General features: G+C 61.5%; 12 protein-coding genes. 8 read left to right on the top strand and 4 right to left on the bottom strand.

The annotated features are described in order from the left end of the window. Position 1 precedes the first annotated feature (1 nt). Both ACN0X0_RS01690 and pedF read right to left on the bottom strand, forming a co-directional pair. The gene (locus ACN0X0_RS01690) at positions 2–904 is read right to left on the bottom strand and encodes a substrate-binding periplasmic protein (protein ID WP_417277751.1); all 903 of its coding nucleotides are present in this window, start codon (positions 902–904) and stop codon (positions 2–4) included. 6 nt (positions 905–910) lie between these two features. Beyond that, the gene (pedF, locus tag ACN0X0_RS01685; protein WP_417277750.1) at positions 911–1597 is read right to left on the bottom strand and encodes a cytochrome c-550 PedF; all 687 of its coding nucleotides are present in this window, start codon (positions 1595–1597) and stop codon (positions 911–913) included. A gap of 149 nt (positions 1598–1746) precedes the next feature. Here pedF and ACN0X0_RS01680 point away from each other — a divergent pair, with 149 nt between their 5' ends. From ACN0X0_RS01680 to ACN0X0_RS01650, 7 genes are all read left to right on the top strand, one after another. Further along, positions 1747–2925, top strand: coding sequence for an ABC transporter substrate-binding protein (locus ACN0X0_RS01680; protein ID WP_417277749.1), 1179 nt, complete (start codon positions 1747–1749; stop codon positions 2923–2925). Then, the gene (locus ACN0X0_RS01675; protein WP_417277748.1) at positions 2909–3877 is read left to right on the top strand and encodes a YVTN family beta-propeller repeat protein; all 969 of its coding nucleotides are present in this window, start codon (positions 2909–2911) and stop codon (positions 3875–3877) included. Before ACN0X0_RS01680 ends, ACN0X0_RS01675 begins: the two co-directional genes overlap by 17 nt. An 82-nt stretch (positions 3878–3959) precedes the next feature. Continuing rightward, positions 3960–4400, top strand: a complete 441-nt coding sequence (locus ACN0X0_RS01670) for a hypothetical protein (protein ID WP_417277747.1) — start codon at positions 3960–3962, stop codon at positions 4398–4400. A 21-nt stretch (positions 4401–4421) separates the two neighbouring features. Continuing rightward, the gene (locus tag ACN0X0_RS01665) at positions 4422–5138 is read left to right on the top strand and encodes an ABC transporter ATP-binding protein (RefSeq protein WP_417277746.1); all 717 of its coding nucleotides are present in this window, start codon (positions 4422–4424) and stop codon (positions 5136–5138) included. Continuing rightward, positions 5135–5926, top strand: a complete 792-nt coding sequence (locus tag ACN0X0_RS01660; RefSeq protein ID WP_417277745.1) for an ABC transporter permease — start codon at positions 5135–5137, stop codon at positions 5924–5926. The genes ACN0X0_RS01665 and ACN0X0_RS01660 overlap by 4 nt, the downstream gene beginning before the upstream one ends. Positions 5927–6018: 92 nt before the next feature. Beyond that, complete coding sequence (locus ACN0X0_RS01655; RefSeq protein ID WP_417263127.1) at positions 6019–6588, top strand: tetratricopeptide repeat protein; 570 nt, start codon at positions 6019–6021, stop codon at positions 6586–6588. Between the two features lie 128 nt (positions 6589–6716). Continuing rightward, positions 6717–7115 carry a c-type cytochrome gene (locus ACN0X0_RS01650; RefSeq protein WP_417263128.1) on the top strand — a complete coding sequence of 133 codons (399 nt, stop codon included), beginning with the start codon at positions 6717–6719 and terminating at the stop codon, positions 7113–7115. 1 nt (position 7116) lies between these two features. Here ACN0X0_RS01650 and ACN0X0_RS01645 read toward each other — a convergent pair whose 3' ends face one another. Together ACN0X0_RS01645 and ACN0X0_RS01640 are read right to left on the bottom strand one after the other, a co-directional pair. After that, the gene (locus tag ACN0X0_RS01645) at positions 7117–7764 is read right to left on the bottom strand and encodes an ATP-binding cassette domain-containing protein (protein WP_417277744.1); all 648 of its coding nucleotides are present in this window, start codon (positions 7762–7764) and stop codon (positions 7117–7119) included. 8 nt (positions 7765–7772) lie between these two features. Next, a complete protein-coding gene (locus ACN0X0_RS01640; protein WP_417277743.1) occupies positions 7773–8756 on the bottom strand; it encodes an ABC transporter substrate-binding protein in 984 nt (327 codons plus the stop codon). Positions 8757–8943: 187 nt separating this feature from the next. Between ACN0X0_RS01640 and ACN0X0_RS01635 the strand changes: the two genes are divergently transcribed. Then, complete coding sequence (locus ACN0X0_RS01635) at positions 8944–10710, top strand: PQQ-dependent methanol/ethanol family dehydrogenase (protein ID WP_417277742.1); 1767 nt, start codon at positions 8944–8946, stop codon at positions 10708–10710. Positions 10711–10802 lie beyond the last annotated feature (92 nt).

The raw sequence follows: 10802 nt of genomic DNA, 5'->3' as shown, positions 1-10802 counted from the left end.
CTCACCGCTCAGGCGGCAGAAAGCTCAGGCCATGTTCGGCAAAAATGGCTTCGATCCGCCCATCCGCCAGCGCTTTTTCAATCGCGTAATCGACCGCATAGCCCAGATCGCGGTGCTGTTGGTTGACGGCGACGCCCACGGTCCAGCTGTTGCGCACCAGACCGGGCAGGGGCGGTTGATGGACGCCGAACCCCTCGCTCAGCCCCGCCTCGATCACCGCGAGAGGTGCCATGACGGCCATGGTTTCGCCCGAGGTCATGCCCGCGACGGCCGCATCCGAAGAGCGGTAGCGATGGATGGCGTCCCCGATGGCACCGCGCCCGACAGAGGTCAGATAGAAGTCCGACAGGCTGTCGTTTTCCACCGCCACTGTGTCAAAGCGAAAATAGGCGGGCGTCGGTTTGGCGTCGGGATAGTCGGCCTCACTATAGCCGATGGCCAAGGCCTCGCCCGCATATTGTCCCGTGAAAACAACCTGTTCGATCCGACAGGTCAATTCGCTGTCATAGGGCACATGCAGCATGACGTCAGAGACGCGGCCGTCCACTGTGGCGCCTTTCCAGACGTAATTGCGCAGATCCGCGTCGAGGGTCTCATCCGCCTGCACGAGGCGAAAGCGGGGCGTGACCCCCAGGTCTTCGGCGATGATCCGACCGATTTCGACGTCTATCCCTATGGCCTTACCGCCCTCTTCATAGGACCAGGGCGGGAAGTCTTCGTAGAGGGCGAATTCGATCCAGCCCTCGTCGATGATGCGGTCGAACTCGCGGCCGACATCCTGCGCAAAAGTGTTCTGCGGTTTCGGGCCGGGGACATAGTCCTCACAGCGCGCGAAAGCCGGCCCCGCGAAAGCGAGACCGGCGAGCAGGGCCACGAGAGGGCCCGATGTGATGTGACGGCGCATGGTGGTTCACTCCGCCGCAGAGAGGCCCACCGTCAGAAGATCGGCGGTGTGTTTCCACGTCGCGGGATCGTCGGTCATGTTGCGCGCGGCCTCAAACGCCACGCTGTCGGCGACCGGCGCGCCGGAGCCGGTTTCGACATCGTCGGCGATGCTGGCAAGCTCTTCCTGCACGGCGGTCGGGTTTTCGACGTCCCCGGCCAGAAGGTGGTCACGAATTTCCGTCAGACGCGCCATGTGATCATCCAACGCGCCATCGTCGGGGCGGGTTTCGACATAGGTGCGGATCGCCCAGGCGGCTTTTTGACCCAGCAACTCCCCGAAGGCGGGCATCTTGGTGACGCCGTTCTGGGTCATGCCGTGCTGGAAGCGCTCGACGAACCATTCGTCGCCATATTCCTCGGCCTCGAGATAGCGCAGATCGGGGGCCAGACCGCCCGACACAACGCCCAGACCATGACAGCGCGCGCAGTTCTGGTTGTAGCCGGACGAGCCGATTTCAATCGCCTTGAGCCAAACCTCTTCGCCCGCCTCCTCCGCGCGGTAGGGGTTTTCGGTCAGCCATTCTTCGCCCACATCGGGCAGGGCATCGGTGTTCACCGGCTGCGGCGTCACATCGCCATGGGCGAAGGCGACGGTTGCGATTGCGGTCGTGAGTGCGGCGAGCAAAGCGGTGCGTTTTACAGCGTTTTTCATTGGGTCCTCCCATCGTTTTCCCATGAATATCTCTGCCGCGAAGGCGCGCGCCATTAGACCTTGGTGCCACTGTCGAAACAGCCATGCGACTTTGGTCGTGGTTCGCCTCTGACCCTGCGCCGCATAGGGTTTTGGGAGGGAGGACGACGATGATAAGGACTTGGTGTGCCATAGGAATTATGGCCTGCGTCTCTGTGATGCCTGCTGATCTCAGGGCAGAGCAGATCGAGATTTCAATCGGCTATCTGCGCTTGGAGACCCCACCGCGTGCGGTTCTGTCGGGGCTCGATCCGATCCCGCCTGCGCGTGGTATCATTGGGGCGGAATTGGCGCTTAAGGACAATCAGACGACGGGCGGGTTTCTGGGGCATCATTATACGATGGATGTGGTGTCACTCGCGCCCGAAGGCGATGTGATCGCCGCCGCGCAGGCGATGTTCGGCACGCATGATCTCGTGCTGCTCGACATGGCGGCGAGGGCGCTGTTGCAGGTGGCGGACCTGCCTGTCGCACAGTCGGCCTTGCTGTTCAATGTCGCGGAAAAAGCCCCGGCCCTGCGCGACGGTGACTGTCGCGCCAACCTGTTTCACACCGCGCCGGAGTTGGGCATGGAGGCGGATGCCTTGATGCAGGTTTTGATGGAGAAACGCTGGACCAAACTGGCGCTGATTGAGGGGCCAAGCGCGGAAGACGCAGCACTTGCGCAAAGCTATCGCGATGCGGCGCGGAAATTCGGCCTCAAGATTGTCTCGGAGACGAAGTGGTCTTTTGACACCGATCTGCGGCGCGCCGCCGCCCGCGAAGTGCCCCTGTTCACGCAAGATTTCAAGGCGCATGACGTGGTGCTTGTCGCCGACGCGCATGACGATTTCGCCCGCTACATCGAACACAACACATGGGAGCCGCGCCCGGTCGCAGGGGCCGTGGGGCTGGTGGCGGAGGCCTGGGCGCCTGTCGTCGAACAATGGGGCGCGGCGCAGTTGCAAAGCCGGTTTCAAGACCTCGCGCAGCGCGACATGACGGCGGAGGATTACGCCGCCTGGGCCGCTGTGCGGGTGATTGGCGAGGCGGTGACGCGGACCGGATCGGCGGCGCCCGACGTGCTGCGCGACTATATTCTGTCAGACGGGTTTGAACTGGCGGCTTTTCAGGGCAGGCCTTTGAGCTTTCGCACCTGGAACGGCCAGATGCGCCAACCGATCCCGGTGGTGAACGCCCACGCGCAGGTAGCCTCGGCGCCGCCGGACGGCTTTGAACATGCCCGAAATCCGCTCGACACTTTGGGATTGGATCAAATGGAAAGTGACTGCCATGATTTTGAAAACTAAGATGTCTGCCAGTCTTTTGGCGCTCGCGTTTGCTTTGCCTGCGACGGCGTCAGAGATTTGGGTTAGCAATGAAAAAGACGACACGCTGTCGGTGATCGACATCGACACTTTGGAGGTCGTGCGCACGATTGAAGTGGGCGAACGCCCGCGCGGCATCACCTTTAATTCGGATCACACGCGGCTCTATATCTGTGCCTCCGACAGCGATGCAGTGCAGGTGATGGACCCGGAAACGGGCGAGATTTTGCACGATCTGCCCTCAGGCGAAGACCCGGAGCAATTCGTGCTGCATCCCGATGACCGGCACCTCTGGATCGCCAATGAGGACGACGCGGTGACCACGGTTGTCGATGTCGAAACGCGCAAAGTGGTGGCCCAGATCAACGTCGGCATCGAGCCCGAAGGCATGGCCGTGTCGCCCGATGGCAAGACGGTGATCACCACCTCTGAGACCACGAATATGGCGCATTGGATCGACACGGGCACGCATGAGATTTACGCCAACACCTTGGTCGATGCGCGGCCCCGTCATGCGGAATTTGTCAAAGATGGCAGCGAGCTTTGGGTGTCGTCAGAGATTGGCGGCACGATCACGGTGTTTGACACGGTGGATCAAAGCGAGACCGGTAAGATTCACTTTGAAATTCAGGGCGTTCATCCCGATCTGATCCAACCCGTGGGGTTCGAACTGACGCCGGATCACAAGACCGCTTTCGTGGCGCTGGGGCCGTCGAACCATGTCGCCGTGGTCAACACCGAGACGCTTGAGGTCGAGGACTACATCCTCGTCGGGCGTCGCGTTTGGCACATGGCGTTTTCGCCGGATCACAGCCAGCTCTTTACCACCAACGGGGTGAGCGGCGATGTCACCGTGATCGATGTCGCCTCCCGCAAGCCGGTCAAGACCATCAAGGTGGGGCGGTTTCCCTGGGGCGCCGCAGTGCGCCCATAAATATCGTGGGTGCAGCCATGCGCCCGTAAGTGTCGTGGGCGCAGCCATGCGTCCGTAAATGTCTCAAATAAAGGAGTATTTCATGCGTTATGCACTCATTGCTGCCGCACTTCTGGCCGCCACATCCGCTTTTGCTGACGACGATGATACCCCCGAATTCGGCCTTGCCGGCATCCTGTCGGCCTCGAATTCCGAAGACTTGCCGCCGATCCTGCTCTCCGCCGGGCAACCGCTGGCCGACGCGCCGCTCAAGCTCAAATCCGGCACCTATTATGAGATCGAGATTGAGGCCGACGGCTCGCAAGAACTGGCGCTCGAAGGGGCGGGGTTCTTTCGGGCGATCTGGATTGATGAGATCGTGATCGAAGGGCTGGAAATCCGGCCTTTGGGCATCGACAGCGTCGAATTTGATGAGGCGGGCACGATGGAGATCGGCTTTGTGGCCATCAAGCCGGGGCGCTACGAATTGCGTGTGCCGCAATCTTCGGGCGATCTGCAACGGTTGGAGATCACGATTGAATAAGGCGGGCGAATGAGCGGGCGAATGAGCGGGTTAAACGTCGAAAATATCACCCACGACTGGGGCGCGAAACGCGCTCTGTATCAGGTGAGCTTTTCGGTCGCCCCGGGTCAGTTTTGCGCGCTTTTGGGGCCGAACGGGGCGGGGAAATCGACGCTTTTCGGTCTGTTGACGCGGTTGTTCACGCCCCGCACCGGGCGGATCGAGATCGCAGGGCATGACGTGTCCCGTGACCCGCTCCGGGCGCTTACGAAAACCGGCGTGGTGTTTCAACAGCCGACGCTCGATCTCGATTTGTCGGTCTGGCGCAACATGCTGTATTTCGCGGGGTTGCATGGCATCACGGGCCGTGCGGCGCGGTTTGCGGCCTCCGAGGCCTTGGACCGTTTGGGCATGGAGGAACGCGCGCGCGAGCGGGTGCGGGATCTCAATGGCGGGCATCGGCGACGGCTGGAGATTGCCCGTGCGCTGATGCATCGACCCGAGGTGTTGCTGTTGGATGAACCGACCGTGGGGCTGGATGCGCAGACCCGCAGTGATCTGGTGGCGCATGTGCATGGGCTGGCAAAAGACACCGGTCTGGCGGTGCTTTGGGCGACGCATTTGACCGATGAGATCTGGCCCGGCGATCAGCTTGTGGTCTTGCATCGGGGCCGCGTGTTGGAGCGGGGCGAGGTGCCCGTCACCGGTGCTGCTTTGACCGCGCATTTCCTGAGATTGACCGAAAGCGAGGGCGCATGAGACATGCCTTAGCCGCACTTTGGGTGATCTGCCACCGCGAGGCGCTGCGCTTTCTGGGTCAACGTGCGCGGATGCTGGCGGCGTTGGTGCGTCCGCTGGTGTGGCTCTTTGTTTTCGCGGCAGGCTTTCGCGCCGCTCTGGGCCTTTCGATCACGCCGCCGTACCAGACCTATATCACTTATGAGACCTACATCGTGCCGGGGCTTTGCGGCATGATTTTGCTGTTCAACGGCATGCAATCCTCGCTCTCTCTGGTGATGGACCGCGAGATGGGGACGATGCGGCTTTTGCTCACGGCCCCTCTGCCGCGTTGGTGGCTTTTGAGCTGCAAGCTGATCGCAGGTGCGCTGATTTCGGTGCTTCAAGCCTATGCGTTTCTTGCGATCTGCGCGCTCTACGGCATCACGTTTTCACCTCTGGGCTATGTCGCGATCCTGCCGGCGCTCTTCCTCACTGCTCTCATGGTCGGCGCCTTGGGCATCGCTTTGTCGTCCACAATCAAACAGTTGGAGAATTTCGCAGGGGTGATGAATTTCGTCATCTTCCCGATGTTCTTCCTCTCCACCGCGCTCTATCCGCTTTGGAAAATGGCCGAGGCCTCGGCGCTGTTGGAGATGATCTGTCGCCTCAATCCCTTCTCCTACGGGGTCGAAAGCATCCGGTTCGCGCTTTATCTGACGCCCAATCCGCTGGCTTGGGGCGTTTGTGTGGGGGCGTCGATTGCCTTCATGGCGCTGGCGCTTTGGGGCTATGATCCGGCGAAGCGGCTGATCGGGCGCAAGGTTTGATTTTGCGACTTTGGTCGTAGGTCGCCTTGGACCTTTGTCGCATTCGTCGTGCGGGAAGTCTCTGGCATGCTCTGAGACGGGAGGACTGTCACATGAAACGCATTTGCCTTGGGCTGGCGATGGCTTTTGCCGTACCGCTCTTCGCCGAAGATTTACCCATGGAGCTCGGCCCCGACACCCATGTGGACGAGCAGGGCACGCTCAATCCGCATGAGATGTCGATGGCGCAGGTGATGGAGAACATCCGCGAGGGCGACACCGGCATGGTGATCTGTTCGCAGGGTTATCTGATCACGAAATCGGGGCGCCACGAATTGGCGCGCGAGCTGTTTTCCAACTGTGCGGACGCGGGTTGGACCGGGGCGATGACTTGGATGAGTCAGCTCGATGACAACGGTCTGGGCGCGCCGCAAGACCTTGGGGCCGCCGCCGAGTGGAACCGCAAGGCGGCCGAGGCAGGCGATCCGGTGGGCAAGTTCAACCACGGGCTCGATCTGATGCGGGGCTGGGGCGTGGCGCGCGACGAGGACGCAGGCCGCGCGCTTGTGGATGAGGCGGCCAATGATGGCCTAGCCGTGGCGCAGCGGTTGCAGCGGGCCGGGTATGATCTCGACGAGGTCACGCCCGACGCCGATGAATGGCGCTATCTCAACCTGTTTTGACGCGAAATTACGACCAAAGTCGTAGAAGCCCCCCGACCAATGTCGGGGGCTTTTCTTGAGGCAGGTCAACCCTTTGGCGGGGCCTCCCGCGCGATGATACCTCAAACAGTCGCGTAGGAGAGACCCCCATGAAAGCCAAACACATCGCCGCCGCCGTGATCCCCGTTGTATTTCCGGCACTCTTTGCAACCGCCGCCTTTGCGGGCGAATATGACGCCATCAAAACCGCCGCAGGGGCGGAGTTTTTCGACAAGGAATGCCACCGCTGCCACTCCGTCGATGCCGACCGCGCGAGCTATGGCCCGCTTTTGACCGGCGTCGTCGGGCGCGCGGCGGGGACGTTCGAGGGCTACCCCTATTCTGAAGCTTTGAAAAACGCGGGCTTTGTCTGGACCAAGGGCGCGATCCGAGCCTGGATGGAGGACAACGATGCGCTCGTGCCGGGCACGAAAATGCGCCACGTCGGCGTGAGCGACCCGACGGTGCAGGACTTCATCGTCACCTATCTGGCGTCGATCTCCGAGTGATTTAAACGGTGGTGCGGAGCGTGGCAGGGCTGCCGTCGAGGCAGCGCACCCGATCCGCCAGCCGCGCGGCCTCTGTGCGGTCGTGGGTGACCAAAAGCGTCGTCGTGCCGTGCCGGGTGCGCAGAGTCTCGAAAAGCTGCATCATCTCATCGGCCAGCTTTGGGTCGAGCGACACAAAGGCCTCGTCCATCAACAACAGATCGGGCGAGGCGGCAAAGGCACGGGCCAGTGCGAGGCGGCGTTGTTGGCCCAGCGACATCTGTTCCGGAAAGTGATCGGCATGATCGGTGAGGCCGACGGCAATGAGCCAGTCGAGCGCCTGAGCCTTGGAAATCCCGGTGGTCAGGGTGAGGTTCTGCCACGCCCTGCGCCAGGGCAAAAGCGTTGGGTTTTGGAACACAGCCGACAGCCGGGGCGGGCGGGTGACATCGCCATCATAGTCGCGGTGCAGACCCGAGATGACCCGCAACAGCGTGGTCTTGCCAACTCCCGAGGGGCCGGTCAGCGCAACGGTTTCGCCCGCATGGATGTCGAGGGTGACGGGGCCGATGATTTGCGTCCCCCCGGCGGAAACAGAGCGCAGATCAAGGTGCAGCAAGGCGGCCTTCACAGGGAAAGCCGCCTTAAGATTGTCCGAGAGGATGGACATGTCATGTCTCATGAGGCCGGGTCAAAGAAGGTGCCCGCGGGCAGGGTGGTCGCTTGGCCGACCAGCTCCTCGCCGCCGAGTTTCGCCATGAGGGCCAGCATTTTGGCGGCGTCCTCTTCGGAGACCGGGCCCTCAGTGGGGATGCCCGCGATCCACCCGGCTTTCAGGGCCTCGAATTGCGCGTCGTTTTTGACATTCATCCGCTCGCGCAACCGCTCCCAGGCGGCGTCATCCGTGGCCAGAAGGTCCTTGGCCTGACGGGAGGCGACGGCCAGACCTTTGACCACTTCGGGATGTTCGGCCAGCACCTCGCCCCGCACCACATAGCCCAAAAGCGGCGTGTCAGGGTTGAGGCCCAGAGCCAACGCGGCCTCAGACGTGGAGGTCAGAAGCCGCATGCCGGAGGCCTCCATCTTGGCGCCAAAGTGCCAGAAATTGATCGCCCCATCCAGTTCGCCGGAGAGCGCGGATTTGAAGATCAGCGGCGGCGCACCGAACACCTGTTCGGTCTCAGCGGCGAGGTCCTGGCCGGTCGCCTGTTCGGCATAGGCGCGCAGGATCAGCCAGCTTTTGTCATTAGGACCGCCCGCGATGCCAATCTTGCCGCCTTTGAGATCGGCGAGGCTTTGCGCGGGGCTGTCTTTCGGCACGTAAATCCCGCCGACGGCCTTGGAATAGGGGAGAAACACGTAGTCCTTGCCCTCGGCACGTTGGGCGGCGACCCAGAGCCAATCGGCGACGATCATATCGACTTCGCCCGCTGCCAAGGCGACGCGCGAGGCAGGCCCGCCTGCGACATCCATGGCCTCGAGGGTAAAGCCCTGCGCGGTGTCAAAACCGTTGTGGCGGATGGTGTCGACCTCCCAGGCCACGGTGCCGGACATGTAAAGCGCGGCCTTGAGCGTCGGCAGGTCTTCGGCTTTCGCAGCCAGAGCGCCGGTCAGTGACATCGCCGCCGCAAGAGCGGCAAGCCCTTTGGTGAATTTCGTCATGTGCAGTCCTCCCTGACAAAAGAGCCTAGGTCGGGCGATGCGCAGGCGAAATACGACCAAAGCACAGGAGGGTCGCAGGGAGCCTACGACCAATGGCCAATATCCGCCGGAACGGCCCTGTCAATAATGGAAGGATATGAGCCGTGGTCCATACGTCAGGGGTGCGGTCTGCTATGGGAGGACTAAAATGAACAGGTTTGTAACGGCTGCGACGGCGGCCATCATGAGCTTTGGGCTTGCGGGCGGGGGTGTTGCCGGGGTCACCGAGGAAGACCTTTTGAACGACGCCACTACGCCGGGCGATGTGTTGACCAACGGCATGGGGCGCGATCTTCAGCGCTTCTCTCCGCTCGACACGCTCAACAAAGACAACATCCAAAACCTTTTCCCGGCCTGGGCGTTCAGCTTTGGCGGCGAAAAGCAACGCGGTCAGGAAACCCAGCCGCTGATCTACGATGGCGTCATGTATGTGACCGGGTCGTATTCGCGGATGTATGCGATTGATCTGAAGACCGGCGAGGAGCTTTGGCAGTATGACGCCCGTCTGCCCGAAGGCATTCTGCCGTGCTGTGACGTGATCAACCGCGGTGGGGCGATTTACGGTGACAACATCTATTTCGGCACGCTGGACGCGCGCATCGTGGCGCTCGATCTGAAGACCGGCGATGTGAAATGGAACAAGAAAATCGCCGACTATAAAGAGGGCTATTCCTACACGGCAGCGCCGCTGATCGTGAACGGTCTGGTGATCACTGGCAACTCCGGCGGTGAATTCGGTATCGTTGGCGAGGTGCAGGCGCGGGATGCCGAAACCGGTGATCTGGTGTGGACCCGTCCGGTGATCGAGGGCCATATGGGGACCTTGAATGGCGAAGAAAGCACCATGACTGGCACGCTCAACGCGACTTGGCCGGGCGACATGTGGAAGACCGGCGGCGGTGCCACATGGCTTGGCGGCTCTTATGATGCCGACACCGACACTTTGGTCTTTGGCACCGGCAACCCGGCGCCGTGGAACTCGCATCTGCGCGATGCGGGCACGCCGAAGGATGACAACTCGGGCGACAACCTCTATGCCGCCTCGCGTCTGGGCATTGACCCGGCCACCGGCGAGATCAAATGGCATTTCCAGACCACGCCGCGCGAGGGCTGGGACTTTGACGGGGTGAACGAGGTCGTGTCCTTCACCGACAAGGACGGCAACAAGCGTTACGCCACTGCCGACCGCAACGGCTATTTCTACGTGCTGAACCGTGAAGACGGTGCGTTTGTGAACGCGACGCCGTTCGTGTCCAACATCACTTGGGCCGAGGGCATCGACGAAACAGGCCGTCCGATTTACGTCGAAGAGGCCCGTCCGGGCAATCCTTTGGAGGCCGAAAAGGGCGAGATGGTGTTCTCCGTGCCGTCCTTCTTGGGGGGCAAAAACTGGATGCCGATGGCGCACAGCCAGAAGACCGGCATGTTCTATGTGCCGTCGAACGAATGGGGCATGGACATCTGGAACGAGCCGATTTCCTACAAAAAAGGTGCCGCCTATCTCGGTGCTGGCTTCACCATCAAGCCCATTTTCGAGAGCCACATCGGGTCTCTGAAAGCGATCGAGCCGGAAACCGGCGACATCAAATGGGACTTCCAGAACGACGCACCGCTTTGGGGCGGGGTGATGACCACAGCAGGCGGCCTTGTGTTCTTTGGCACGCCTGAAGGCGAGTTCATCGCGCTGGATGACGAGACCGGTGAAAAGCTTTGGTCCTTCCAGACCGGCTCCGGCATTGTCGGCCAACCTGTGACCTATGAGTTCGAAGGCGAGCAATATGTCACCATCGTTTCCGGCTGGGGCGGCGCGGTTCCGCTCTGGGGCGGGGAAGTGGCCAAAAAGGTCAACTACCTGAACCAAGGCGGCACGGTCTGGACCTTTAAACTGCCGAAACAGCTGGCCATGGCGAACTAAGGTTGCCAACTGAGATGGCACCCTGAGATGACGAAACGAGAGTGATCTCTTTCGACATGGAAAATGCGCCCTGAGAGTCAGGGCGCATTTTT

Origin of the sequence: Celeribacter sp., from assembly GCF_048270365.1 — a bacterium.
GTDB lineage: Bacteria > Pseudomonadota > Alphaproteobacteria > Rhodobacterales > Rhodobacteraceae > Celeribacter.
Note: the sequence above shows the minus strand (reverse complement) of the source record. Positions and strands in the feature narration are given on the sequence as shown.

Excerpts from the sequence above, each read along its gene's own strand:
- ACN0X0_RS01690 (WP_417277751.1), bottom strand. The coding sequence starts at position 904 with ATGCGCCGTCACATCACATCGGGCCCTCTCGTGGCCCTGCTCGCCGGT.
- pedF (WP_417277750.1), bottom strand. The coding sequence starts at position 1,597 with ATGAAAAACGCTGTAAAACGCACCGCTTTGCTCGCCGCACTCACGACC.
- ACN0X0_RS01680 (WP_417277749.1), top strand. The coding sequence starts at position 1,747 with ATGATAAGGACTTGGTGTGCCATAGGAATTATGGCCTGCGTCTCTGTG.
- ACN0X0_RS01675 (WP_417277748.1), top strand. The coding sequence starts at position 2,909 with ATGATTTTGAAAACTAAGATGTCTGCCAGTCTTTTGGCGCTCGCGTTT.
- ACN0X0_RS01670 (WP_417277747.1), top strand. The coding sequence starts at position 3,960 with ATGCGTTATGCACTCATTGCTGCCGCACTTCTGGCCGCCACATCCGCT.
- ACN0X0_RS01665 (WP_417277746.1), top strand. The coding sequence starts at position 4,422 with ATGAGCGGGTTAAACGTCGAAAATATCACCCACGACTGGGGCGCGAAA.
- ACN0X0_RS01660 (WP_417277745.1), top strand. The coding sequence starts at position 5,135 with ATGAGACATGCCTTAGCCGCACTTTGGGTGATCTGCCACCGCGAGGCG.
- ACN0X0_RS01655 (WP_417263127.1), top strand. The coding sequence starts at position 6,019 with ATGAAACGCATTTGCCTTGGGCTGGCGATGGCTTTTGCCGTACCGCTC.
- ACN0X0_RS01650 (WP_417263128.1), top strand. The coding sequence starts at position 6,717 with ATGAAAGCCAAACACATCGCCGCCGCCGTGATCCCCGTTGTATTTCCG.
- ACN0X0_RS01645 (WP_417277744.1), bottom strand. The coding sequence starts at position 7,764 with ATGTCCATCCTCTCGGACAATCTTAAGGCGGCTTTCCCTGTGAAGGCC.
- ACN0X0_RS01640 (WP_417277743.1), bottom strand. The coding sequence starts at position 8,756 with ATGACGAAATTCACCAAAGGGCTTGCCGCTCTTGCGGCGGCGATGTCA.
- ACN0X0_RS01635 (WP_417277742.1), top strand. The coding sequence starts at position 8,944 with ATGAACAGGTTTGTAACGGCTGCGACGGCGGCCATCATGAGCTTTGGG.